Origin of the sequence: Poriferisphaera corsica (assembly GCF_007747445.1) — a bacterium.
Lineage (GTDB): Bacteria > Planctomycetota > Phycisphaerae > Phycisphaerales > Phycisphaeraceae > Poriferisphaera > Poriferisphaera corsica.
In genome coordinates, this window is record NZ_CP036425.1 from 1230463 (window position 1) to 1256821 (window position 26359).

Sequence of the window (26359 nt, forward strand, 5' to 3'; positions counted from 1 at the left end):
TGTTATGAGGCGTTTTGCGCTGGCAAGAGATGTGAAAAAATTGGTGATTTTGGTTGCGGTGATTGTCGCGATTGGGGCTTTGGGTGTGGATTGGGCACGGGGTGAAGGGCAGCGAGGAGAGGCTAGACGGGAAGCATTTGACGCGTTTGTTCGTGATTATGGTCAAGAGTTGAAGTTGAACGAAGCTAGGCGTGGCCGATTTCGCGTGATGTATCAAGAAAAGCTATCGGATAAGCGTGAAGAAATTGAAGCTTGGCTGGTGAAGGTTGATGAGCGGGATCGTGGGGATCGTGTTGAGGCGGCCGTTTTAGCGAAGGATTTAGATCAGATTACTGCGATGATTGATGGGCTTGTGGGTGGTCATCATGCGGAGACGGTGGCGAAAAGTTCGTCGGCCGATTTTTTGAAAAAGTTGTTAGGTGTTAATGGTACGCTGAGCTTTGTTGAAGGTGAGGTGGTGTTTGCGATTGTCGATCGGAACGATGTATTTAAGTATGTGCAAAAGGGTGGTGCAGTGCCGGGCGTGAGCATTGATCCGGAGACAGGTAGAGGCAAGGTGGAAGTGTCGTTTAAAGTTGGGTCGGAAACGGGACAGCAGGTGATTGACGGGGTTGAGATGGTTGTGCCGGTAGAGACAGGTGGTGGTGTGAGGCAGGGTGAGCGAAAAGATTTAGTAGATGCGTTTGAAGGGTTGACGCTGCTTTTGTTTGGAGGTGAGGAAGAGGATCGTGGGATCGGACGTGGTGTAGCGATTCATGAGATCGCGGAGCTGGCTATTATCAGGCGACTGAATGCTCAGCCGTTACATTCACGTTGGTTTACAGATGGGATGGCGGAGGTTGTGACTTGGCTGGTTTTGAGAGATGTTTATGGCGAAGAGATGGCTCAGCAATGGGAGCGAGATACAGAGCTGTTTGGGGATATGCTCTCAGAGGTCGATTTGTTGCGATGGGAGAAAAAAGGTGCTCAGATTGAGACGAAGATCGAAACGATATCGCGTTTGGGGCAGGCAAGGTATGCGTTTGCAGGTGAGGAGTTCAGGCGGCTTGTCGATGTGTATGGGGAAGATGTGATTAAGCAGATTATTGGGAACGCTGTTGAGATGGGCGAGCAGCGGCAAGCGACGGATACGAGTTTGGTGGCCGCTGTAGAAGATGTGGATCCGGGTTTTGGTGAGCGTATGAAGCGATATATGAAGTATGAAGGCGGGCAGGAAGCAATGATAAAGGGTTACTGGGCTGAATTGCTGGAAGCGAGAAAGGATGAGCGGTGGGATGAGGCTGTCGCGGCATTTATGCACTTGAAAGAGCAACGTGATGAAGTTGTGCTGGATGATTATGCGAAGTTGGCAGAATTAATGCGGAATGGCGGGCGAGGGCAAGAGGCAGAACAGGGGATGCTTAAGTTGCTGAAAGGGGTGAAAGGTGAGAAGAACAAGGCGAATGTGGGGCGGATATTGATACGGTTTTACTTGCAGAATAATGAGAATGGTAAAGCGGCAGAGTTGTCAGATTTGGTGCTGACGGTGTATCCGGATGATGAGGTTGCATTGCTGGGGCGGGTATTAAAGATGATGAGGTTGAATAAATATAATCAGGCGATACTGACGGCTGAGCGCTTAAAGCGTGTGGCGAAGCCTGATAGCCGGGCATACGAGATCGCAGAGAGTGCGGAAATATGGATTCATGAGAATGTAGGTTTGGTTAACCAGAGGTGATTTTGCTTTGGTGAATGAAAAACCCTGACCTACTATCGGAGCTGGTCAGGGTTTTATTTTTAACTTTGTCACGTATGGAAAATTGCTTTTCCGGTGTTTGGTCTGAGCGGAATGCTCAGGCCGGTGTTACAACACAGATAGGTTGTAAGATTAACCGAAGGAGGGGTCTTAGCTGACCATTTCCTTGAGGTTCTTGAGTGGGCGAATTTTGACCTGCTTGGAGGCTGGCTTCGCTTTGAACATCATTTCTTCGCCGGTGAATGGGTTGATACCCTTGCGTGCTTTGGTTGCAGGCTTCTTCTTGACGATCATCTTAGCCATGCCAGGGATGGTGAAGGTGCCGTGCTTCTTGAGGTTGGCGCCGACAAGTGCTTGCATGCATTCGAAGACGTTTGAGACGTCTTTCTTGGAGAGATCGGTTGCTTCAGCGATAGAAGTGAACAGTTCGCTCTTGGTTGGAGGTTTGACGCCAGCGCGTGCTTTTGGTGCAGCTTTCTTAACGACTTTCTTCTTGGTCACTTTCTTAGCGACTTTCTTCTTTGCAGCTTTCTTTTTGGTAGCTTTCTTCTTAGCCATGGTGCTCTCCTTGCGGTGCTTAATGGGTTGTTCTTTTGCGTCCGTGACAAAGTACGCATTCAAAACACTGTAAATAAAGTGTTATTTGGATGATTTATCGCAATTTTGGCTAGTTTGTCTGTAGTTTTCAATAAGGTTTTTGGAAGAAAAATGATTTTTTTTACTGTATTTGTAGGGTTTTTGGGTTTTTGAGGTGTTAAACGCGGTTTTAGGGGCGCATTTCAGCCTGAAAAATAAGGGGTTTGAGATCCCGCAAGCGGGAAAAAGCTACGAAATAAGGGGTAAATGAACGCTGTATTGTGGATATCTGTCGTATGCGAAGTGAATGATGATGTGATTTTGGGTGTTTGATTGTGCACTAGGCGGAAATGAATTTGTGGTGTTGGAGTCGGATTGTTGGAATGGTGTAGGCATGAGGTGTAGGTGATCGGAGATTGGATTTGGAAAGGGAGTGAGCCATGATAGGTACTGGATTAGTGATGGGAATGGAGGGAATATGAGGTTGCCAAATTGGCAGGGTGTAGGGCGGTACGCGGAGGCATGGCAGAGAAAATAGTAGGCGGATGAATAAAAAATGGCGATTTTGGGCTAAAAACGGAGATTTTGTAAGGTAAGCAAGTTGGCATCGTGTTTGCGGTATATGTGATGAACTTGCGAGCTAGTGCGTAAGCTTTAGGCAGTGAGGTCATGAGTAGGGTGGATACGGGGGCAATGAAGTGAGCAGCAGAAATGGTTGTTCCGGTGGAACGGTTGCTCAGGAAAACTTAAGAACAAACGATGTTGACAGACATTAAAGGAAAGCATCATGGCAAAGACGATTGGTATTGACCTTGGTACGACAAACTCGGTTGTAGCGGTAATGGAAGGTGGTTCGCCGAAGGTTTTAATTAACAGTAGCGGTAACCGAACGACGCCTTCGATCGTGGCATTTACAGATAAAGGTGAGCGTTTGGTGGGGCAACCTGCGAAACACCAGCAGGTCACAAACCCGACGAACACAGTTTTCTCAGTGAAACGTTTCATGGGACGTCGCCACAGCGAAGTGCATAGCGAAGAGAAGATCGTGCCATATGGTATCACTGGCGGCGAAGGTGAGCTGGTGAAGGTTAAGGTGGGTGATAAGGAATATACGCCTCAGGAAGTCAGTGCGATGATTCTGGGGAACTTGAAGAAGACGGCTGAGGATTATCTCGGTGAGAAGGTTGATAACGCAGTCATTACGGTTCCTGCATATTTCAACGACTCACAGCGTCAGGCAACTAAAGAGGCGGGCGAGATTGCTGGCTTGAAGGTTGACCGAATTATCAACGAGCCTACAGCGGCAGCGCTTGCGTATGGCTTGGATAAGAAAGAAAACGAAAAGGTTGTTGTGTTTGACCTTGGTGGTGGTACTTTCGACGTATCGATCCTTGAAGTGGGTGATGGTGTTGTTGAAGTACTGTCAACGAATGGTGATACGCACCTTGGTGGTGATGACTGGGATCAGTGCTTGATTGATTATCTTGCGGATGAATTCAAGAAGCAGGAGGGTATTGACCTGCGTAATGATGCGATGGCGCTTCAGCGTTTGAAAGAAGCCGCTGAGAAAGCGAAATGTGAACTTTCGACAATGCAGGAAACGACGGTGAACTTGCCGTTTATTACCGCGACGAACGAAGGGCCGAAGCACTTGCAGATCACGTTGACTCGTTCGAAATTCGAACAGGTTGCGGCTCCACTCTTTGATCGGATTAAAGAGCCTGTGATGAAGGCGCTTGCTGATGCGAAACTGAATGCTAGCGACATAAATGAAGTGGTCTTGGTTGGCGGTTCAACACGTATTCCTAAGGTTGAAGAGATCGCAAAGGGTATCTTTGGCAAGGAACCAAATAAGACGGTGAACCCGGATGAGGTTGTGGCATTGGGTGCCGCGATCCAGGGTGGCGTCTTGCAAGGTGAGGTGAAGGATGTGTTGTTGCTCGATGTGACGCCGCTGACACTTGGAATTGAAACGATGGGTGGCGTGATGACGCCATTGATTCCGCGTAATACGACAATTCCGACTAGTAAGAAGGAAGTGTTCTCGACGGCTGCAGACAATCAAACTGAAGTGACGATTCACGTACTTCAGGGGGAACGTGAGTTTGCAAATGATAATCGTACGCTTGGTCGCTTTAACTTGGCGGGTATTGCTTCAGCTCCGCGTGGTATGCCTCAAATTGAGGTGGAATTCTCACTGGATGCGAACGGTATCTTGAATGTTGCTGCAACCGACAAGGGAACAGGTAAGAGCCAGAATATCGAGATTAGCGGTTCTTCAGGTTTGTCTGAAGACGAAGTGAGTAAGATGAAGGCGGATGCAGAATCGCATGCGGCCGATGACAAGAAAAAACGTGAGTTAGTAGATACACGGAACCAAGCGGATTCTGTTGTCTTCCAAATGAAGCAGCAACTTGAAGAGCATGGCGATAAGGTTGATGCGGCTGTGCGTGGTAAGATTGAATCAGCGATCTCCAATGTCGAAGACAAAGTGAAGGGCGAAGATGTTGATGCAATCAAGGCTGCATTAGAAGAGCTGAACAAGGAATCTCAGGAACTTGGTAAGGCGATCTATGAATCTTCCGCTGCTCAAGGTCAGGCTGCTGACGGTACACCAAGTGGTGATGCGGGTGCTGCCGGTGGAGATGATAAGGGTGATGATGATGTGATCGACGCTGAGTATGAAGTGAAAGAGTAGCTCCATTGCTACTATTGTTTAAAGTTAAAAGCCCGTGAGCGGAAACGCTTACGGGTTTTTTATTGGTTATGTGGTAGTCAGGGAGTGTGAGAAGAGGTCGATATTAAAGGATGTGTGGGCGTAGGATTGGTGGCGCGAGGTGATGTTTTGCACGAAGAGTCACGAGATATAAGTGGTAGCGGCAAGTTCGTTCGAGAAGAGAACGATCAAGCGATCCGCACGCTGTTTGAGGGCGTACACCCAGCTCAGGTCGCGGATGAGCTATCGTTATTAAATGAACAAGATATTTGGTATGCGATGCGCGTGTTGGGGGTTGATAATGCGACACGTGTATTTCAGTATTTTGATGAGGATCTTCAGGTTCGATTGGCCAGTGGTGAGCATCGACGGATGATGGCGAAGATGTTAGAGGAGATGGATCATGATGATCGTGCCGATTTGGTGAGTGAATTGGATGAAGATGTTAAAGATCGGTTGTTGCCGTTGGTGGCGCATGCAGAACGTGAAGATATCCGGCGACTGGCAAGCTATGGTGAAGGAACGACCGGTGCGATTATGAGTAGTGATTATGCTTCGGTGCGGCCGGGCATGACGGTGGAACAAACAATACAAACACTGCGGCTGGAAGCGCCAGATCGCGAGACGATTTATTACGTTTATGTAATTGATGGTGTGAGGCATTTGGTTGGGTTTGTGGAGTTGAAGGATTTGATTCGTGCGAGACCGAATCAAAAAGTAGAAGATGTGATGAAGCGTGATGTGATTCATGTGACGGTGGGTACTGATCAGGAAGAGACTGCAAGAATGATCGGCAAGTATGACGTGATAGCACTACCTGTGGTGGATGCGCATCATGAGCTTGTCGGAATTGTGACATATGACGATGCGATCGATGTTATTAAACAGGAACAAACGGAAGATTTTGAAAAGTTTATGGCAATTGGTGGAGAACATGAGGCGGGAACATATCTAAAAACGAATGCTTTTCGGCATTTTCATAAACGGGTGTATTGGATTGTGGGGTTGGCTGCTGTTGAATTAGTGAGCGGATTGGTGATTCATAGTTATGAGGACGCGTTAACGACATTAGTGTTGCTTGCACTATATATGCCGATGATTACGGATACGGGTGGAAATACGGGAAGTCAATCGGCAACGGTTGTGATACGGGCGTTAGCATTGGGCGAGATTCGTCCAAATTTTGTTGGATTGGTTAAGGTGTTTCGCAAAGAAATTATTGTGGCAGGGTTGATGGCAATAGTGCTGATGTTTTTAAGTTTTGGGAAAGTGTTGTTTTTATCATATAAGGCCGTGTTACCAGGGGAATTTACACTTTCAGGGATTGGCAGTGTGATCGCATTAGCGTTGGGTATACAGGTTCTTAGTGCAACCATGATTGGTGCGCTTTTGCCAATGATTGCTGCGAGATGCAAATTGGATCCAGCAGTAGTTGCAAGTCCCGCGCTGACGACCTTGGTCGATATTACAGGATTACTGATATACTTCGGAACAGCACGAATGCTGCTTGGGGTTTAGTAAGCCGTTTTTGATCGGATAAATTGTTTGAGTTCTTCCTGTGTTGGGAGAGATGTTTGAGCGCCAAACTTCAGGCATGCGAGTGCGCCTGCAGCGTTTGCATGTTTGACCGCAGCGGCAAGATTGTATGGCTTATTTTGCTGTGCAAGTTCCGTTGCAAGACAGGCAGTGAAAGCATCACCCGCAGCAGTGGTATCAATTGGCTTGATAGGATATGAAGGGATATGACACGATTGATTTGAGGCGTGAATATATGTGCCTTTATCAGACATTTTTGCAATGATCGTTTGGATGCCCATTTGTTTAAGGCAGGTGCATGCATTGATAGTTTGATCAAGTGTATCTGTTGGCAGGCCGGTAAGTGTGGCAAGCTCGGTTTCATTTGGGGAGATGAGATCGCAATGATTTAGTAATTCGAAGGGTATTTGGGTTGTAGCAGGGGCGGGGTCAAGTATGACTAGTGTGTTGCATGCTTTGGCGCGTTGCGCAGCTTCGATATTGATGTCGATAGGGGTTTCAAGTTGCAGTAGGAGTACGTCAGCATTTTTAAAGATAGCATCACTCTTGGGTAGCTTGATGTCTTCATTAGCGCCCATGCCAACCATAATTGCATTTTGTGCGGTATTTGTGTCGAGTGTAATGATAGCAGTACCTGATGATTTGTTGATAGTCAAAAGATGAGTGCAATCGATTCTATTTTTGACAAGTCCGATGCGAAGTGTTTCCGCGAAAGCATCATTACCCACAGCACCCACAATGGAAACATTTGCACCAAGTCTTGCGGCAGCTACTGCTGCATTAGCGCCTTTACCCCCAGGTATAAATTCGATGCTGTCGATGAGTATTGTTTCGCCGGGTTTGGGGTGGCGATTAGTCGAGGCAACAACGTCCATGTTAATACTACCGACAACGAGAATATTTGACATAGGAAAGCTTTTCGAAGTAATAATCGATACAGTTTACGGAAGTTGTATACTGCAATGTTGCGTATTGTACACAAGGTGAAAGTTTTCGCTATGGCAATTTACATCGCGACATCGTCTGTGCGTTTACTAAGAACATCATGTTCGTATTGTTTTACCTCTAACATCCAATCATTACGTGTAGGTACATCGTACTTTAAACAGTAGTAATCCCAAATTGCCCCAAGTGGAAGCATTTTAATTTCTTCGAGTAAAGCTAAGCGATTTGTATAATCAGCTTGATCTTCATAATTTTTGAGCAATGTAACTGGTTCTAAATGTGCGGCGAGTAGAGCTTTAATCATATTGCGAGTGCCAATAGTCCATGCCGCAATTCGATTTATGCTTGCATCAAAGAAATCTAAGCCGATGTGTATGCGATGTGCAAAATTGCCACGGACAATTGATTGAGCAATTGCATGGAGATCATCATTTAAAGTAATCACATGATCACTGTCCCACCGAACACCTCGGCTTACATGTAAAAGTATCTCATCGAGATACAGCATGGTAGAACTGACTTTGTCGGAGATTGTTTCGGTTGGGTGAAAATGACCAGCATCAAGGCAATAGAGTTTTTGGCGACTTATAGCATAACCCAAATAAAATTCATGTGAGCCGGTGACATAACTCTCTGACCCAATACCAAAGAGTTTGCTCTCAACGGAATCTAGGTTATGAGCTTTGTCGATCTTCTCTTGGAAAATTGTATCGAGTGACAGCATGAGACGTTCTCTTGGGGCCATCCTGTCGTAAGGTGTATCTTTGTAGCCGTCAGGTATCCAGATGTTTGTAATGCAAGGCGAGTCTGTGGCTTTACCCATTGCCGCCCCTATATGTCGTGCAGCAACGCAATGTTCTATCCAGAAATTACGTATATTGGGATCTTGATTTGATAGTGTAAATCCAGAATTCGAATGTTGATGCCCAAAGCAGCTTGGATTGAAATCTAAACCAATATTGTTGGCTTTAGCCCAGTCAATCCAACGCGAAAAATGTTCGGGTTGGATATTGTTTCTTTCGATTTTTTTACCACTAGATTCTAAATAAATAGCGTGTAAGTTTAATCGGTGTTTGCCGGGTAAAAGTTGATACACGAGATCCAGATCTTTACGCAGTTCATCAGCGTTCCGGGCTTTGCCAGGATAATGTCCGGTCACAGCGAGTCCACTACCTAGATTTTGGCCTTGATTTTCGAAGCCTGTGACATCATCCCCTTGCCAGCAGTGTAGTGATATCGAGATTTCCGATGTTTTCTGCATAGCGGAATCAATATTTATGCCTAGTGTGTCATACCGTTCTTTTGCTATTTCATATGTTTGCTCAATAGATTGTCTTTTTGGTGTTGGCATAAGAACTCCAGTCTGAGAAAGTGATGATGAGACAATATCATAAAAGAAAGCATGGTAGTTGTGTGCTGTAATTTGCGACATTTTAAAGTCATAAGTATAGACTAATATACTGTAATTTATTGCATATATATTTGATATAGATAATATAGATTATTTAATTGCGCATAATACGACATAAATATGAGTGTGGATTTTCTATGAGTGACGATACAGGACATGTATATCTTCCAATCTCTGGTGAAGTGATGCGATTACCACTTTATGTGATTGGTGTTGGTGCAGAGCAGGTAAAATCTAATACGATATACCCAACTAAATCGCATCCATTGTTGTACCAATTTTTATGGAAAACTGGTCGCGTGTTACCTGAATATCAGTTGTTGTATATTCAAAAAGGAAAGGGAGTTTTTGAGTCAAAATATACCGGACGGATTCAGTTAAATCGCGGATCTATGGTGATGATTTATCCAGATCTTTGGCATCGATATAGACCAGATAAGCAAACTGGATGGAATGAGTTTTGGGTTTCAATTAATGGAGGTTTGTTACACGATTTGCAAGCTGAAGGTGTATCATTGCCAGAAGCATGTCATAAACTGATTTCATCTTCGTATATGAATGAGGTAGAAAGCATATACAACGAAATTAGATATTTAGCGATTAAATATCAACATCAATATCCTATAAATATGTTACCATTAATCATGCGTTTAATTGGTCATATGCTCGAAGCTAAAGATGATAATTCGGATCGTGTAAATCACGCAAAAGTACCTGAAAATGAATGGGGATGTAATGTTAAGGATCCAATTGTACAAGGTGCTGTTAAGGTCATATGGAATCATAGTCACAGGCAAATTAATGTGGCGCAAATTGCGGAATATTTGCCTGTAACAAGACGAACGTTGGAGCGAAAATTTCGAGAGGTAATGGGGCGGACGGTTTTGGAAGAATTGACACGTTGTCGTTTTTTGCGTGCTAGTAGATTTTTGAAAGAAACGCATATGCCAGTGAAACAGATTGCATTGATTACTGGATTTAGTGGGTTAGGACATATGGACAGAGTTTTTATGCGCATAATTGGGCAATCGCCAACTATCTATCGGTCTGGCGAAGGTAATGCAGATATTTAGCCGTATATTTCGCTTGTTGTACGTTGATGAAATGGCTTGCTATAATGCAGTGTATTGCGGGTGTAGCTCAGTTGGTAGAGCGTCAGCTTCCCAAGCTGAATGTCGAGAGTTCGAGCCTCTTCACCCGCTTTAAAGTCTGAGGACGACAGAATACGACTACAGGTGACACATGTTGCCTGTAGTTTTTTATTTGTTTGACGTTACAAGAGTTAGGGCAAAGTGGTGGAGAGTATGTTTTGTGACTTGGAGAGACAGGCAATGACAAACACGCCTCTCCCAGCCTGAGTTACGTGCAAGGATTCGTACCCACATTGCTAATTTGGGGCCAGTTTTGGGGCTTCTCTTGCAAGCATTCGTACAAGCGCTGGAAACGGAAATGTTTATTCTTCATGCTTCTAAAATTGCATATAAATCAGTCTAGATCTATATCGGTTGCGGTTGTGGATCCGGATATAAAGACCTGTTTGAGTAAGGAGCTACGATGCTAGAAGCTAACTCAAAAATTCTAGAAATGTAATTTGGGGTCATAATCTAGAGGTTGTCTCTCCATTTTGTAGTCCCAAATTTCACATTTGTTTATTGATCAAGGCAATCATAATGTTTTTAGGATGGCTTCTAGGCACGCTTGCTCGCATTTTTAATCCGGCTTTGTTTGTGTTCAATAATGATTCATGCGCTAAATAGTTATGACGATATATAAATAATATTTAGTCTAGTAATTTATGGAATATTGCTAGTGGGCAAGCTATATTAATTATTCGTGGTTAGTAAATGATAATCGTTTAATTTATAAATGGTAATGCTAAGAAAGGATCGGATTATGGCAAAAAGTTCTGGTGGAAAAAGCGGTGGCGGTGGTAAGAGTACTGGTAAATCAAGTGGCAACCCAAACTATCCAAGTACGACAGGGAAGCCATCGGGTGGAGGACGTGGAAATACTCCTAAAGGCAAGTAATCAAAATATAGGCATCATGTTTTCTTGAGTGGTGTATGATGCTTGTTTGTGTGAGTCTGCGTAGATGTAATTTGTCTTCTTGCAACCATCTAACATCTGTTTTAGCTCTAAATTTGTTGGCCTAGCGTAAAGAGAAGTGTTCGAACTTCTTATCAAGTTGAATGTTTACTTAAGTTCTGTTGTAAGTATTGCATTATCAATTCTGTTGGAGAGCGTAAAAGTCAACATGAGTGATAATTTAGGTCTAGTGTAAAAAGCAAATCAAACCTACCGGTTCAGCTGGTAGGTTTGATGGCTTTACGCTTTGCGTTATGTAGGTTGATAGATACGCTATGGTAGTTATAGTTATGAGATTTTGCTCAATACTTGCCGTTACATTAATATTATGATTACACCATTTTGACTAGTTGTGTCATGGCTTTACCGAGGGCGCTATGGATATTACTTGCGAACAACGTGCTATTATTCAGCAAGCAGAAACATCAAGGGCAATGATATTTGCAGGTCCAGGTACAGGTAAAACCGAAATTGTAGCCCGGCGACTAAATCATCTGCTGAAGGACTGTTCATTAAAACCATCCCAAATTTTAGTTTTATCGTTTTCTAGAGCTGCGGTGAAAGCTTTGGTTAAGCGTATTCAATTGCTGGGTAGCACAGATAGCGACATTATAGAAGATTTGCGGTATCTCTCTGTAAGAACATTTGATTCATGGAGTTTTCGAATTCTTCGCTTTTTGGGTAAAGACCCCAACGATCTTCTTCGTAATGGGTTTGATAAGAATATATATGAATTAGTACAGGTTATGTCTGATAGCGGTGCAGACTTGTTGAGTAGTCAATGTGCCAAACAGTTTAAGAACATACGGCATATTATTGTTGACGAAGCACAAGATTTATCTGGAATACGAGCGGAACTGGTAAAAGAGTTACTTAAAATGCTTGTCTCTAAAAGTAAGCCTGAAAGCTGTGGATTTACACTTTTAGCAGATCCTAATCAATCAATATATGAATGGGCGTACCGGGAATCAAATGAAAACGGGCTTACTTCTACAGATCTATTTAAGTGGGCGAAATCTTATTACCAAGATTTGTTAAAAATATTTAAATTAAAAAAAAATCATCGTTCATCATCTAAGATTGCCAAATTTGTTCAAGAAATATCAGATTGTATTGATGAATGCGAAACGAACAATGTGAGTCCGCTTCCACTCTTAGATGATATGTTTGCTGATTATATGGATGTAGATGATGGAAATATATTGCATCAGCTACCAGATTCAAATGGAGCAAGCACCGCAATATTATGTAGAAGCAATTCTCAAATTATTAACACAGCAATAAAATTGCGAGATAACCAAGAAATAAATGGCTTTACATTTAATGTTGGTACACCTCCCAAAAATTTGCCAATATGGATTGCGGCCTTACTGCATCCATTGGAAAGTGATGTTCTTACCCAAAGGCAATTTTTTAGAATTGTCGAATGTTATGCTAAGCAACTATTGGGTGGCGAAATCGATAAGCATGCAACATGGCAAAAGTTACTCAGGTTTTCGCGTTTAAATGAAGAAGGTAGATCTATCTCGATTAAACGTTTGGCTGAGCGGATAAATTGGCCTGACAGTTTGCCTGATGATGAGAATTTTGATCATAGCCCAGTAGTTGTTTCTACTGTACATCAAGTAAAAGGGCTGGAATTTGATAATGTCACATTGTTAAATTTCGCTAACAATACTGCGAATAAATTTCAAAATTCTTCAGAACTTGAAGAAAGTAGAATTCAGTTTGTTGCATTAAGTCGTGCCAGGTTTTCTGTAACACATTTTAATGATGATAATTTGGAAACAAATGATTTTTATAAGCATAACTTTCAGCGTCGAACTCGTTCGCGATGGTATAGACGATTGCATTATAAAAAGTCGCATCATCATATTCTTGAAATAGGTCAAGAGGTTGATGTTTATAAAGAAAGTTTTGTTGATACGCAAGTTTTAGGTAATGCAGATAATGTTAAAAAGTTGCAGCAATTTCTTTTACATAACCATGAGAAAATAATAGGTTGTAATATTGAGCTTGTAAGAACTAAACTGCCAGATACAGAAAATTGTTTTGTATATAATATTGTGTTGCAAGGCGATAGTGAATTCGGTGGCAAGGTGGTGGGGCAAACAACAGAACAATTAACTAAGGATATTCTACGATTGAAGAATAGTCGGCAAACGTTGCCTTATAAAATTTATGATCTTAAAGTGAACGCTATATCAACTTTTGCTAGTACACATATCTTAGATTCTCACATACCTAAGCCATGGCAACAAAGTCATCTTTGGCTAGGTGTACAGATACATGGGTTTGGTAGTTTTTCTACATTTTGGTCAAAACGCAAGTAATCGAGGGCATATGAAGAAAAAAAATAATAAACAAAAAGCAAGAGATCGCGTTTTTCAGCAAATGAATAGTTTGCTAGTTGGTCCAATCGAAGAAAATGAAATAATCAAAGATGTGCCTTTAAGTGCAGGGCCAACAGACTATTATCTTACCGGAATTTTATGGCCTAAAAATAGTGTTGTGGATTCTAGTGAAGATGATAGTAATACTGATGCATGCATGAATGCCGAGGACGGTAACGATTACAAGGATTCAGCGCCAATATTTAACCTCTTTCGCCCGTCTTCATTCGGTGTAACTTATACGATAGCAAAAGATTGTCAAGAGTATGAAATAATGATTAGCGGTGCTCGCTATGTAAGGACTAATCCTTGTGATTTGGAATCCTCTGAGAAAACATCTGGTGAGCATAAACAAAAAGTAGCTACATTTGATTGGGTTCGTGAGCCTTTCTGTTATCGATTGGTGGTTGAGAATGAGGCTGTAAATAAAGCGAAGGTTGTGTCTACTTTTACTGATGTAAATGGTGATGAATTAGAAGAACCTTTACTTGAAATGCATATCAAATCAAGAGTATTTGATTTGGGTAATGTAGTAACTGTTAGTGTTGTAAATCAGGCAACTGCAGACCCAGAAACGCAGCGTGATGTAAATTGTATTTTTCAGTCTCAGATAAAAATTCAAGCGTTGCCATCAGAAAAATCAGCGATATTACCTAATTTTAAAACTGATAGATCAGGTGACGATATTGAGTTGCTAATCAATCGAATGCTATATAGCAAAAAGAATGAGTATGCGGTGGGGCATGCTGTGGCTGCTGAGTGGTCTGAGCCAGAAGATGGTTTTGTCAGCAGTGTTTGGACTAACTGGATGCCAAAGCAGCATATTTCATCGGTTACGCCAAAAGGACATTCTACATTACAATTATTTAGTGAAGTATCAGAATCACCGTTGAATTCAGAGTTTATGTCATGTATAGAAAATAAAGATCAAATTATTCAGCAATTAAGAATATTTGCAAGAAAGTATGAGGATTGGTTAGAAAAAACATTTGGTGAAAATATTAGCAAAATACACCATGAAGCTTTCTCTGAAAATCAAAAATGTGCGCATATTGCATTGGACAGAATCAATGCCGGTATTGATACTTTAGAAGGTAATGATGAAGCATTTAAAGCCTTTTTATTTACTAATGAGGTTATGAACAATGTGGCCAGCAATCCAGAAACGAAACTAATACCTCGTAGGCTCATATGGAGGCCGTTTCAGATAGCATTTTTGTTACTAACAATACGTTCTATAGTGGTAGAAGAAGATAATGAGCATGCTATTCCAGATAGAGAAATTATGGATTTGTTGTGGTTTCCCACAGGTGGTGGGAAAACTGAGGCATATTTAGCACTAAGTGCTTTTGTTATTTTCTATCGACGTATAGCAAACTCCAAGTTAAGAACGCGAGCTCATGTAGATATTATCATGAGATATACGTTACGTTTGTTAACGGTTCAGCAGTTTCAACGTGCTGCGGAAATGATTTGCCAAGCTGAAAGTCTGAGAAAACAGAATCTACAATTATTAGGTAGTGAGCCAATATCATTGGGGCTTTATGTTGGACAAGCTGCGACTCCAAATAAGGTAGTAGATGGTGAGTTTAGCGCAAATAAAAAGTTACAAGAAGAAATTAAGGAGCAAAATCCTACATCTACGCCAAGGCTTTTGTTGAAATGCCCATATTGCGGCAGAGCTTTAAGGCCAATTGATTACCGTGTTTGCGAGGATACTCCATCTATTGAGATTAATTGCTCAAATAAAGATTGTCAGTCATTAAATGAACCTTTGAATATATACACTGTTGATGAGGATATATATCGCGTACGCCCCTCAATGATCATTGGTACCGTAGATAAAATGGCTCAACTTCCTCGTAAAGAGGAGTTAAGTTTATTGTTTGGAACGCCTGATAATCCGCCTCCAGAATTAATAATACAGGATGAACTGCACCTTATTACTGGTCCGCTTGGAACAATGATGGGTCTTTATGAAGCAGCAATAGATTTACTTTCAACTCGTAAATATAAAATACCAAAAATTATTGGGTCAACAGCTACCATTGGGCAGGCAAAAAAGCAGGTAAAATCATTGTTTAATCGAGACGTAGCTGTTTTCCCGCCTGCAGGTATTACTTCAGGACACTCATTCTTTGCTGAAGAAGATGCAAATGAGCCAAACCGTATATATAGTGCAATTGCGTCATCGGGACGTAGCCCCAAATTCACTCTTCAAGCTGTTAGTGCTAGTTTGATAGCGTCAGTATATTGTCTTCTTGAAAAAGATGAATTTGAACAAAGTGATCTCGATCCATATTGGACGCAACTTATTTACTTTAATAGTTTAAGAGAACTGGGGGGAGCCAATGTTATGATGCGAGATGACGTTCGTCGCTCAGTGAAATTCTACTGTCGTCGTTTAAATTGTGATCATCAACGTGAGCTAGAACAAAATCCAATTGAATTGACAAGTAATGTTTCATCAGCAGATATTCCAGCCGCGCTAAATCAATTAGAAATTAGTTTGGGCGGTAATCCCTATGAAGGAGAGCCTATAGATATTGTATTAGCTAGTAATATGATTTCAGTTGGTGTAGATATCCCACGATTGGGAGCCATGGTTGTAAATGGCCAACCTAAAATGACTTCAGAATATATCCAAGCAACATCAAGAATTGGACGTGGTTTACCAGGGCTCGTAGTTTCTTGTCTTAACGCCTCGAGGCCCCGTGATATATCACATTTTGAACATTTTAAAAACTATCATCAGACTTTGTATAAACAAGTTGAGGCTGCGAGCGTTACGCCTTGGTCGTCACGAGCAAGAGATAAAGCTTTGCATGCTATATTCATAGCATTAGTCCGCCACTTGTTACCATATATGTCAGGTCGCTTCAATGCCGCGGACTTTAATCCTAATGATTGCGATGTAATAAAAATACGAGACTGGATTGTTGAGCGAGCTAATAATTCTAGCCAGAATAAGACAATCAAAAATGAAGTATATAGTTCACTTAATCAAATAATTAATGACTGGACGCATATAGCAGATTTAATCAACAAATCAAATCGTAAGCTTGAATACTGGGCAACTTTTGACCGTCGTAATAAACCCAATAATCCATACTTAATGCGTAGTGCAGAGGATCAATTCGAAGATTCAAAAGTTTGGCGAACACCAAATTCAATGCGAGAAGTTGAACCGACCGTGTTTTATTCTATTTGGTAGTTTAACGAATTGGAGTTAATAAAATGTGCCCAGTACCAACTGTTGGAAAAGCAAGACGCTCACAATCAGTATTTACGTACGGTATAGGTTCAATTGTTGATACGCCTAAAGGTTCCTTTATGCCGATGGGGATACCGTTTATGCAAATGCAATGGGATCGCATCCCGCATGCAAGCCGCGAATCAATGACAGTCCGGGAACCGAGATTAAGTCATTTACTTGGTGTTGATGAATTTTACTCTATGCCTGTACCGAATGACCGGCAAATTGAAACATATGGAACGAGGGTTCAGCGTTCTGTAACGATACCTGTAAAAAGATTCCCTGAATGGTTACAGTGCACTGGATGTAACCGACTTGGAAAGGTTGGCAATCCATTTACAGAAGAACCAGATGGACAGGTGTCATGTGCAAACGAAAAATGTCGCCATAACGATGCGCACGCTGTGCCAGTCAGATTTCTTACCGCATGTAAACATGGTCATATCGATGATTTCCCATGGATTCAATGGTCGCATTCCGATAATTTCGAAGAGTGTAAGAATCCATGTTTGTATATGCATTCTTACGGTCAAAGTGCGGCAATAAGTGACCTGTATGTACAATGCAAGAATTGTGGTGCAATTAAAAATTTAGGAGATATTTTTCAACCCCATACAATGGCTCGTTTCCGCTGTAGGGGCATTCGTCCATGGCTAGATGATCGTGACAATGAAGAATGTGATGCGCAACGAGAAACATTACAGCGAGGTGCATCAAATGTTCATTTTCCCGTTTCTGCTTCGATGTTATCAATACCACCCGCTTCAGATGCCATATCTAAAATATTAGAAAAGCATTGGGCGTTGTTAAAAAATGCGCCTGAGTCCGCTTGGGAACCTATGTTGCAAGGTTTTATTGATACTCAAGGAATAAATATTGATCACACAATGGCAATTAAATGGATGAAAAGCCGTCTAGATTTAGATAATCTAAATGCTCCGATATCTGAATCGAATGCACGCCATCAGGAATATTTAGCATTAAGTATTGATAACAAAGCCGATTCTATTGCTGGTGTATTGCCGGATTTTGAAAATAAAGTCATGCAGCTCCAACAGCCATACTTAGAATATATTGATTTAGTTGGTGCTGTGAAGCGTTTGCGTGAAGTACGTGCTTATTGTGGTTTCTGTAGAATAAATCCAATTTCAGTACCGGTTGAACAGATTCCTCTAGCTGTTCAGCAAGGATTGATAACTCCCATTTCAACACAAAACACATCTTGGTATCCGGCTATTGAAGTACGAGGCGAGGGAATATTTTTTCGTTTTACTGAATCAGCAGTAATTGATTGGGAATCCAAACAAAAAGTAGTTGATAGGGCTGCTGAAATAAATCATATATTTGCTCAACAATGTTCAGAACGGGGAGCCGAACAATCCTACCCGATAACACCTAGGTTACTATTAGTACATTCTTTTTCACATGCATTAATACGAAGAATTTCATTAGATTGTGGATATTCATCAGCTAGCTTGAGAGAGCGATTATATGTCTCTAATCCAGATGCTCCACCGGATGAATCTATGGCTGGTGTATTGATTTATACTGCGTCACCAGATTCGGATGGTAGTCTAGGTGGATTGGTTGATTTAGCAGATTCAATTACTGTTGGCAATCTTATACAGGATGCAATTGAAGATGCAATGTGGTGTGGAAACGACCCCGTATGTTCAGAAACTGATCCGCAAGTGCGCGGAGACAGATTAAATGGTGCAGCTTGCCATAACTGTATGCTTGCATCAGAAACATCGTGTGAAAAATACAATCGTGAATTAGACAGAGTAATGCTAACGGGTAAAAGTTCAGGAATATCAGAAGAAGTACAAGGTTATTTTGCTGATTTGCTTAAATAATTAACTATACGGAGCAATTGATAATGGCTTATATGGTTCCAAGAGAGGTTAAAAGCGAAACTGTAAGTCGTGCAGAGCGTATGCTTTTTACAAGATTTCGACGAGAGCTACCAGACAATTATATCGTACTGCATTCTCTTGGGTTGAAAAATCATAGTACAAAAATATGGGGAGAATGCGATTTTGTCGTGATAAGCCCTTATGCAATTCTTGTACTTGAAGTAAAAGGTGGAAGAATTAATTTTGTAAACGGGGAGTGGATATTTACGAACCGCAATGGGACTAATTTTGTTAAATCAGAAGGGCCATTTGAGCAAGCAAAATCAGCAATGTTTGCTGTTAGAGAAATTGTGAATCAGCATTGCTCTAGTCAAGCTATTGTAGGTTATGGCGTGATGATGCCAGATGATAAGTTTATTAGTGATTGTATCGAGATTGAACAGCAGGTCTTATGGGATATTCGTAACAAACAATCTTCATTAGATGTTTATTTGAAACAGATTATCGACTATTGGCGTCATCAATATCAGAAAAAGTATAATGCAAACCCTGTTAATCTTACTGCAAAACAGATAGATGAGATCCGCAGAGCATTGAGGCCGGACATAAGGTCAGCCAGAACATTAGATAGTATGTTGTGTCAAGTTGAATCTGAACAAGTAGAGCTGACAGAAGAACAAATAGATGTGTTGACAAGGATTGATAATAATTCGAGAACTTTGGTTTCTGGATCCGCTGGAACAGGTAAAACTATATTAGCTATGGATAAAGCTATCCGGCTAGCGGAAAGTGGAAAAAAAACGCTGTATGTATGTTACAATAAATTACTTGGTGATCATTTAAATAATACTGCAAAAGACATTGATAATTTAACTGCAATTTCATTACATTCATGGTTTATGTCCGTGGTAAAGAATTCTAATTTAGGGCATCACTTAGTTAATTGTGGAGATGAAAAATATTTTTCAGAACAGTTGCCACGGCTTTATATGGATGCATTAACACAGTTAGATGAAAGCTATATATTTGATTGTTTGATAATAGACGAAGCCCAAGATTTGTTGACAGAAAGTTACTTTGATGCGTTGGATCTAACACTAAGAAAAGGCATAAATTCTGGGGAATGCCATATATTTATGGACCCTTTGCAGAATATATATTCTCAGAGCAATGATGATATTCTAGAAGAGTTAAATGATACAGGTTTTGTTAAATATGAGCTATCAGTAAATTGTCGCAACACAAAACAAATTGCAGTAGCGGCATCCATTGTTTCGGGATTAGATGTTTCCACAAACAAGGCTGTAGAAGGACAGAATTGCGATGTAGAATTTGTAGACGACTTAGACTGGCAGGATAAAATTGAGAAAATTATTAGTAAATATATAAAAAATCACATTGAAGTGAAAGATATTATTATTTTAGGGCCTAGAAAATTAGAAAAATCATCACTTGCTAACATGGATCGTATTTACAAAATTAAAATACGAAATCTCAATCAGAAGTCAGAATTACAGAGCAAAAAGTATATCGATTATTCTACCATTCATTCGTACAAAGGATTGGAACGACGTGCTGTTGTTGTAATTGATATTCAAGATTTAAATGATAGTTATTTCCAACTTTTACACTATTGTGGTCTTACTAGAGCTCGCAGTATGATGACTGTTCTAGTAAATAAGAGAGAAAAAGAAGTATATGATGAATTTGCCCGTCAATATGGTATTCGTCAATCTTCGAAGATTAATTGATTCTTTGTAGTTAAAAACGTTGTTAGAATTATTTTTGCTAAGATGAGATGTAGGCTTTGAAAATCATAATAACATAGTTGATAAAAACTTAATTACCAGTGAAATAATATAAAGAATCTAAACGAGTGTTGTAATAATTTTAGGGGCTGTCATAGATAACTAGGTTAAATTTTCTCTAACCCATTGCCGTAGCTGGATTAACTTCTCAGTTGGCTTCGGGTTGTTGAATCGCCACTCATACTCCTTCAGGAACAGGTGGAAAAGCTCCTTCGGGATGCCGTTGAACTTACGCATGTGACGCTTAGCCTAGTTCCAAAAATTCTCAATCCCGTTAATGTGATTCTTACTGTCAGCAAATAATTCACTGTGGTTTATTCGGTAGTGTTTGAATTCTGAAACATCTAACATATCGTAAGACGAAAGCGAATCGCTGTACACGATGCTGTCGGGTTTGATCTTGCTTTGCATGATCGGCATCAGCGTCTTCGCTTGAGCATTCGGGATCATCTTCGTAAATACCTTGTTTTTACGCTTTAAAATACCAAACACCGGTATCTTACCTGCAGCACCTCGGCCGCGTTTGCCTATGCGTCTGCCGCCGAAGTAACTCTCATCAACTTCGATTTCACCCGAAAGCAAATCTTCATCTTCAGTCGCGTCGGTGATGATCCCACGCAAACGGCGATAGTAAAACGCTGCCGTATTGCGATTCACGCCAATTAAATCTGCCGCACATCGCGCTGTCGTGCCCGCCACAAAATGCTCGATCAGACGATCCTGCTTCTGCCTGCTCAGCCGACTTTTCCTCATGCTGTCCCTTATAACTCAAATGAGTTATCTATGACAGCCCCTAATTTTATTAGTTAGTATTTCTGTGTTAGCGGTTTCGCATTCCCAGATGATGATTACTCGCCAACCCAAATCTTGGATCTGTTTGGTTCGCAGCCTGTCTCTTTTAATAGTTTTGCTAAATTTATTTTGCCAAAAATGAATATGAGATTTGGGTTTATAAGCTAGTTTGCAGTCGGCATGTCTATGCCAATAACAACCATGAACGAAAATCACAGTCTTGTATTTGGGTAAGACAATGTCAGGTTTCCCAGGTAAATCTTTGCGATGAAGCCTGAATCGATACCCCATTTTGTATAGTAAAGAACGTACAATAAGCTCAGGCTTTGTGTTTTTGGAACGAATCCTTGACATGTTCCAGCTTCGGTGTTCGGGGCTAATGCGATCTGTCATTGTTTAATTCAGAATTCCAGTATCATTAAGTAACTGAAAAACAATATCAGCAATTTGGTTAGCAAGCAGTGGAGGTACAGCATTGCCTACTTGCCCATATTGTGATGTTCGAGGTCCACAGAAAAAATAATTGTCCGGGAACGTTTGTAGCCTGGCTGCTTCGCGAACAGTCAAGCTTCGGCATTGAGCAGGGTCGTGGTGTATATAGTAGTGCCCATCTTTTGATATATGGCTAGTAATTGTAGTTGATGGGCGGTTGCCTAACTGAACACGAAAACGGTCGGCAAAAAGACTGCCGTTAAGCGCACTTTTTACGTTGTCATGGTTTGGCAATAGATACTTAGGAAAGTCGGCTAAGACGGGCGAGCGTTTGTGTGCCGCACCAAAACTGGACACAAAAAGATATCGATAGATATCTTTTACAATGTGCCCACGTGTTGTATGATTCCATGCGCCTTCTAGACGATCATCTAAAAACCAATCTTTGTTGTGACCAATTGACAAGTTATATTCTACAAATTCACCACCTCGGTCATGCTTGGGAATGGTGATTTTCTCGAGTGTTGTTTTCAGCTTACATGCAAGATTTTCGTCTGAGCTGTTAAGTAAATCAGAAAACCATTTGCGGTTTTGGATTTCTTTTATGTGTTGATACCAGTTAGTGCCGGAATCTACTTCTTTAGACAGTCCAGAGCGTAATTTAGGCAGTCCCTGCAAGATACTTTTGGTATTGATTTGTTTTTGTGGAGTAAGTTTATTGGGAGTTATATGTCCAAGAAGATCTTTACGTACGCCTAAAATGATAACCCTATGTCTAGCCTGTGGGATACCATAGTCTTCCATTTTGACTACATAATCTTGGAAATTTTCAACCCTGTAATTTCCTTTTTGTGTTAATGAAAATATTTCATATTTAGATTCATTCTTTGTACTTGGTGCGGGTCGAACGACTCTTTTTTCTCGCTTTAACGCATCTGTTGGATTTTTTAAATCAGCTACTATGCGTTCGAACATTCTCTTGTTTTTAACCGTCGCCGAAAGCAGACCTTTGACATTTTCCATGACAAAGATTGCTGGTTGATGTTCGGCAATAACGTGCAGATATTCGACATATAGATACTGCCTTTTATCGTCATCGGGTTTATAACTTTGATTTCCTTTGTTTCTGGATCGTCCTACTAATGAATATGCTTGGCATGGTGGTCCACCAATTAATACCCAAGGTTTTCTTTCTCCAATTGATGCTGCAATACGTTTTCTAACATTGTTGTGCTTTTCTTCGCCCAGTTCTGCTTGCCATGTTTCTGAAGAAGCTTGTTCGGCTTCTTTACTAAATGTGTTGTATAGTTCTTTTAAACGCTCAGGTAATAAGCGGCTTGTATCGCTAAGGATGTTGTAATAATCGTTTGGTACTGAATTCCCAAATTGTCTAAAAAAGCTACGAAGCTGCAATGTCATATGAGCTCGTTCATCTTTTTCGATTGATATTGCAATATTAAATGGATTGCCGCCCTCGCTATTACGATATGCGCTAAAACCTTCACCTAGGCCACCGGGGCCTGCAAATAAATCTACTATCGGGATGTTTAATCGTTCCGTCAATTGGATTATCCTGTGAGAACTATGATCGCTTCATGATTGAGATTTAGGCAATCAGATTCAATGCCATTATTTTTACATATTGTTACTGTGTGTGCATGATAAAGGAAATTCACCTTGAATTATCAACCATGGCACATTTTGTTTGTATTTAGAAATCGCTATTGCCTGTACGGCAAAAATAAGCAATTTTGTTTGGGATACTAGCTGGCGTTTTTGTTGTTTAATCGAAAAATGTCCATTACCGGCGAGTTTAAAGCAGGTAATGCTTCTACCGCACTCGCGACATCGAGTAGTGCCGGGTCGGTATAGACGTTCATCGTCAGTTCAATACTGCTGTGGCGCATGGCTGCCATCGCGGTGCGGGGCGCGACGCCTGCTTTGGCGAGATGGGTGCCGAAGGTGTGGCGAAGGGCGTGGATGTCTACGACGCGGCCTCGCTCGTCGTACTTGGGGATGCTGGCTGCTGTAAGATCGCGGCCAAATACGCGGATCATGTCTTGGGTGATTTTAAAGAGCGGTGTGTTGTGAGGCAGATGTAATGTGCGGTGCTTTTTGTGAAGCATTTGAATGTATGACCTTAGGTGCTGGGCAAGATCTGCTCGTAGTGGTATCATCGCGCCGCGTCCTGCTTTCTCGTCTTTAGCAAGAAGCTCAAGATGCGGTGTACGCTCATCCAGATAGACTTGCCCGAGCGTAATACTGGCAAGTTCACTCTTGCGAAGGCCTGTGTAGATCAGCGTGCGATAGATGAGTGAACGTTCTTTACCGAGGAAGGCGAGTTTCTTGGCTTGACGCCTTCTACCATCGCAGAGATGCTCCATGCCGCGTTCATAAGCTTCTTCCAGATTCTCCCACGTCAGTTCAGCTTTCGTCCAATTGCTTCTGCTTTTGGGCTTGGTTTTGTCTTTGATCACGCTTTCGCGGCCAAACTCAGCAATGGGTCTGATTTCTGCGGTTCGAAGTAAGCGGTAGATTTCATCTTCAGTTAGTGCGCGACGTATTCGCCGCTTATCGTTGTATTCATCTGCTTTGTGCAAGCGGTTAAGCGGGTTCACGCTGAGCCTACCAGTATCGACGCACCAGTTGCAGAAGGCTACAATCGCTGCGCGGTAGTGGTTGATCGTGCTGCTACCTATATGCGCTGAATCTTGATTGCCCATCCAGCGTTCCATGGCTTCACGGTTGATGTCTTGAAGACGTTTGAAGTGGCAAGCAGATGTGATGCGTTCAAGTTGCTGTTTGCGGTTACGTTGGTGTTGCTTTGAGATGCTTTTACCGCGTACGGTTTTGATTTTCAGGTGTTGCAGGTATGCGGTGATGTGATCTTGGATCGTCTGATCTGCATAGATCGATTGGCGATGCTGTTCGGGCGTGAAGATGCCGGATTTCACGTGCTCAACGCGTTTAAGTAGTTCAGCCAGTACATGCCTTGCGGATTGCTCATCTTTACAACCAGTTGACTTGATACGTTCAATGCCATCAGCATCGTTGTAGCGGGCGTACCACGTTGGACTGTGGCGAAGCAGTTTGTATTGGCCATTACGCCCAATGGTGACTGGTTCGTAGCGCGTGTGGCCGCGACGGTCGATCCATTTGGCAACGGGCTTGCCATCCTGTTCGATGATCTCACAGTGTTTGGGTAACGGCTGCGTGTAAGATTTCTTGTAGACGTTGGCCATAGGCACTGCTCCTCCCCCGGATCCCCCCCGAAGTTGGCTTACTGGGAGATATACATGAATCAGTACATCACAGTGGGCGGTATTTGACGCCTTAAATCAAGTGGTTTTGTGGATGTGGGCAAACAGATAGATGTGTGCAGGATTGATGTTTCGATTTACGTAAAACGATCTTATTCTTAATTTTTAGATGTTGGCTGTTTGGGGCAGCCTTGGGCGATCCATTGCTCGATGGTATCCGCGTTCCAGCGTATGAGTTGCCCGAGCTTGATAGGCTTAGGCATTAGTCCTGCATCGCATAAGCGGTAAACGGTTCGCGGTGAGCATTGCAATCGACGCGCGACATCTTTTACATTCAACATAGATGTGTGGGCAATGGGATAGGTGTCCTGCATTCGGATGACCTCATCAGGTTTGTCATGGCGAAATATGAATCAGAAAAACATTGTCCCCCCACTCCCCCTACACCCTCTATATCTGCGTCAAAACGAAATTTGTCGCGCACTTTTTGGTGATTTAGTGAGATTTTTTTTCAAAGCTAATAGGTTGAGAACCTGTTATTAGGTATTGATTCGCTTTCGTATTTGGCCAAAAAATGCGATAATGTGGTTTGGAGCTACGAATGACAGGTGTCAAGGATTTGTCCTTACGACTGGTATTTGATAGCTGCCGACAACTGAAAAAGTAAGTTCAGCGTAGAACTTGCTGCGTTCACAGAGAAACTACCACTTTCGAGCAAAAGAACGCACAAGAATTACGCACCCGGAAAGGGTGCTGTCTTGTTGTGTTTCTTTTGCGGGCTGTGGTAGGCCTCTCTGTGAGACACGCAAACGGCACCCCTTTTTATGCGCCGCTCGCGACCTGGGAATACCCGGCAATACCAAATCATTTGGGTACGCCAATGTCAGAACTTCCGGGGGCGGGGGGCAGGAGAACTTGCGATGTTACATATGTTGAATTGCCCTGTATGCGATCATGAGTTTGTGATTCCATGTGAGAAGTTCGGGAATCCGTTTCGCAATTTTGATGCGAAGTTGAGCATGCAGAAGTCGGGGGCGGAGTTGGAAACAGACATGCCGCTGATTACGCCGCCGCCCGCGCCGACGGTTTCAGTGCTGAAGATGTTGTTTCTTCTGGATTTGATTGGGGGCGATTTACCACCGTTGGACGAATTGCCAAAGCTGCCGGAGTATATTGAGTTGTATCTTGATCGGGCGAATGAAGATCAGGTTAAACATTTGATTATTCGTGTGGTGGGGCAGTGGGATCAAATGGTGGATCAGGTGTAGATACTAAAACGAAGCCTGTGTGCCAGCATTCCAAGATGGGGCGGTTTAAGTGGGGCGATTCATTGATGTGGTTGGTGGGGCGGGACGATTCAGATTCAGATTCATAAACGGTTCATGAGACGATTCATAAGTTGATATTGAATCAGTGATTGCTGTGATATCCCCACCCTTGCCGCTCTGTGATATTGCGTTGATCAGAGCGGCGGGGTTTTTGTTTTGGAAATTTGCTGCATCATAAATTATCTCGTTATTGATGATAACGTATTGTTGCATAAAACAGGGGGGATAAA

At 42.1% G+C, this 26359-nt stretch carries 17 protein-coding genes, 1 tRNA gene and 1 pseudogene; 11 read left to right on the forward strand and 8 right to left on the reverse strand.

Annotation, left to right across the window (positions count from 1 at the left end):
- The first annotated feature begins 4 nt into the window (after positions 1–4).
- Positions 5–1717 (forward strand): tetratricopeptide repeat protein, encoded by a 1713-nt coding sequence (locus tag KS4_RS04950; protein ID WP_145075453.1) that lies wholly within the window; start codon positions 5–7, stop codon positions 1715–1717.
- A gap of 168 nt (positions 1718–1885) precedes the next feature.
- On the opposite strand, the gene KS4_RS04955 is transcribed toward KS4_RS04950, so the two are convergent.
- Positions 1886–2293: an HU family DNA-binding protein gene (locus KS4_RS04955; RefSeq protein ID WP_145075455.1), complete on the reverse strand. Its 408-nt coding sequence runs from the start codon at positions 2291–2293 to the stop codon at positions 1886–1888.
- Between the two features lie 805 nt (positions 2294–3098).
- Between KS4_RS04955 and dnaK the strand changes: the two genes are divergently transcribed.
- Complete coding sequence (dnaK, locus tag KS4_RS04960) at positions 3099–5009, forward strand: molecular chaperone DnaK (protein WP_145075457.1); 1911 nt, start codon at positions 3099–3101, stop codon at positions 5007–5009.
- A 147-nt stretch (positions 5010–5156) separates the two neighbouring features.
- Entirely contained in the window at positions 5157–6545 is a 1389-nt protein-coding gene (gene mgtE / locus KS4_RS04965; protein WP_145075459.1) for a magnesium transporter, read from the forward strand.
- Here mgtE and KS4_RS04970 read toward each other — a convergent pair.
- The gene (locus KS4_RS04970; RefSeq protein WP_145075461.1) at positions 6542–7471 is read right to left on the reverse strand and encodes a ribokinase; all 930 of its coding nucleotides are present in this window, start codon (positions 7469–7471) and stop codon (positions 6542–6544) included. The two genes, mgtE and KS4_RS04970, sit on opposite strands and share 4 nt — an antisense overlap.
- 98 nt (positions 7472–7569) lie before the next feature.
- Positions 7570–8859, reverse strand: coding sequence for an L-rhamnose isomerase (locus KS4_RS04975; protein WP_145075463.1), 1290 nt, complete (start codon positions 8857–8859; stop codon positions 7570–7572).
- Positions 8860–9056: 197 nt separating this feature from the next.
- Between KS4_RS04975 and KS4_RS04980 the strand changes: the two genes are divergently transcribed.
- From KS4_RS04980 to KS4_RS05005, 7 genes are all read left to right on the forward strand, one after another.
- On the forward strand, positions 9057–9992 hold the full coding sequence (locus KS4_RS04980; RefSeq protein ID WP_145075465.1) for a helix-turn-helix domain-containing protein: 936 nt from the start codon (positions 9057–9059) through the stop codon (positions 9990–9992).
- 56 nt (positions 9993–10048) lie between these two features.
- Positions 10049–10121 (forward strand) — tRNA-Gly (locus tag KS4_RS04985).
- A 691-nt stretch (positions 10122–10812) separates the two neighbouring features.
- Entirely contained in the window at positions 10813–10947 is a 135-nt protein-coding gene (locus KS4_RS18000) for a hypothetical protein (RefSeq protein ID WP_261341882.1), read from the forward strand.
- 434 nt (positions 10948–11381) lie between these two features.
- Complete coding sequence (locus KS4_RS04990) at positions 11382–13337, forward strand: UvrD-helicase domain-containing protein (RefSeq protein ID WP_145075467.1); 1956 nt, start codon at positions 11382–11384, stop codon at positions 13335–13337.
- Between the two features lie 10 nt (positions 13338–13347).
- Complete coding sequence (locus KS4_RS04995) at positions 13348–16611, forward strand: hypothetical protein (protein WP_200761588.1); 3264 nt, start codon at positions 13348–13350, stop codon at positions 16609–16611.
- 23 nt (positions 16612–16634) lie between these two features.
- Positions 16635–18509: a DUF1998 domain-containing protein gene (drmB, locus tag KS4_RS05000; RefSeq protein ID WP_145075471.1), complete on the forward strand. Its 1875-nt coding sequence runs from the start codon at positions 16635–16637 to the stop codon at positions 18507–18509.
- A 23-nt stretch (positions 18510–18532) separates the two neighbouring features.
- The gene (locus KS4_RS05005; protein WP_145075473.1) at positions 18533–20260 is read left to right on the forward strand and encodes a nuclease-related domain-containing DEAD/DEAH box helicase; all 1728 of its coding nucleotides are present in this window, start codon (positions 18533–18535) and stop codon (positions 20258–20260) included.
- A gap of 159 nt (positions 20261–20419) precedes the next feature.
- Here KS4_RS05005 and KS4_RS05010 read toward each other — a convergent pair.
- From KS4_RS05010 to KS4_RS18105, 5 genes and pseudogenes are all read right to left on the reverse strand, one after another.
- A pseudogene (locus tag KS4_RS05010) lies at positions 20420–21070 on the reverse strand (IS1595 family transposase).
- Between the two features lie 24 nt (positions 21071–21094).
- Positions 21095–21502 carry a very short patch repair endonuclease gene (locus KS4_RS18100; protein ID WP_145075475.1) on the reverse strand — a complete coding sequence of 136 codons (408 nt, stop codon included), beginning with the start codon at positions 21500–21502 and terminating at the stop codon, positions 21095–21097.
- Positions 21503–21505: 3 nt separating this feature from the next.
- Positions 21506–23104, reverse strand: a complete 1599-nt coding sequence (locus tag KS4_RS05020; RefSeq protein WP_145075477.1) for a DNA cytosine methyltransferase — start codon at positions 23102–23104, stop codon at positions 21506–21508.
- Between the two features lie 200 nt (positions 23105–23304).
- The gene (locus tag KS4_RS05025) at positions 23305–24783 is read right to left on the reverse strand and encodes a tyrosine-type recombinase/integrase (RefSeq protein WP_145075479.1); all 1479 of its coding nucleotides are present in this window, start codon (positions 24781–24783) and stop codon (positions 23305–23307) included.
- A gap of 176 nt (positions 24784–24959) precedes the next feature.
- A complete protein-coding gene (locus KS4_RS18105) occupies positions 24960–25175 on the reverse strand; it encodes a helix-turn-helix transcriptional regulator (protein ID WP_145075481.1) in 216 nt (71 codons plus the stop codon).
- A gap of 546 nt (positions 25176–25721) precedes the next feature.
- Between KS4_RS18105 and KS4_RS05035 the strand changes: the two genes are divergently transcribed.
- Positions 25722–26069 (forward strand): hypothetical protein, encoded by a 348-nt coding sequence (locus tag KS4_RS05035; protein ID WP_145075483.1) that lies wholly within the window; start codon positions 25722–25724, stop codon positions 26067–26069.
- The last annotated feature ends 290 nt before the right edge of the window (positions 26070–26359 follow it).

Excerpts from the sequence above, each read along its gene's own strand:
- KS4_RS04950 (WP_145075453.1), top strand. The coding sequence starts at position 5 with ATGAGGCGTTTTGCGCTGGCAAGAGATGTGAAAAAATTGGTGATTTTG.
- KS4_RS04955 (WP_145075455.1), bottom strand. The coding sequence starts at position 2,293 with ATGGCTAAGAAGAAAGCTACCAAAAAGAAAGCTGCAAAGAAGAAAGTC.
- dnaK (WP_145075457.1), top strand. The coding sequence starts at position 3,099 with ATGGCAAAGACGATTGGTATTGACCTTGGTACGACAAACTCGGTTGTA.
- KS4_RS04970 (WP_145075461.1), bottom strand. The coding sequence starts at position 7,471 with ATGTCAAATATTCTCGTTGTCGGTAGTATTAACATGGACGTTGTTGCC.
- KS4_RS04975 (WP_145075463.1), bottom strand. The coding sequence starts at position 8,859 with ATGCCAACACCAAAAAGACAATCTATTGAGCAAACATATGAAATAGCA.
- KS4_RS04980 (WP_145075465.1), top strand. The coding sequence starts at position 9,057 with ATGAGTGACGATACAGGACATGTATATCTTCCAATCTCTGGTGAAGTG.
- KS4_RS18000 (WP_261341882.1), top strand. The coding sequence starts at position 10,813 with ATGGCAAAAAGTTCTGGTGGAAAAAGCGGTGGCGGTGGTAAGAGTACT.
- KS4_RS04990 (WP_145075467.1), top strand. The coding sequence starts at position 11,382 with ATGGATATTACTTGCGAACAACGTGCTATTATTCAGCAAGCAGAAACA.
- KS4_RS04995 (WP_200761588.1), top strand. The coding sequence starts at position 13,348 with ATGAAGAAAAAAAATAATAAACAAAAAGCAAGAGATCGCGTTTTTCAG.
- drmB (WP_145075471.1), top strand. The coding sequence starts at position 16,635 with ATGTGCCCAGTACCAACTGTTGGAAAAGCAAGACGCTCACAATCAGTA.
- KS4_RS05005 (WP_145075473.1), top strand. The coding sequence starts at position 18,533 with ATGGCTTATATGGTTCCAAGAGAGGTTAAAAGCGAAACTGTAAGTCGT.
- KS4_RS18100 (WP_145075475.1), bottom strand. The coding sequence starts at position 21,502 with ATGACAGATCGCATTAGCCCCGAACACCGAAGCTGGAACATGTCAAGG.
- KS4_RS05025 (WP_145075479.1), bottom strand. The coding sequence starts at position 24,783 with ATGGCCAACGTCTACAAGAAATCTTACACGCAGCCGTTACCCAAACAC.
- KS4_RS18105 (WP_145075481.1), bottom strand. The coding sequence starts at position 25,175 with ATGCAGGACACCTATCCCATTGCCCACACATCTATGTTGAATGTAAAA.
- KS4_RS05035 (WP_145075483.1), top strand. The coding sequence starts at position 25,722 with ATGTTACATATGTTGAATTGCCCTGTATGCGATCATGAGTTTGTGATT.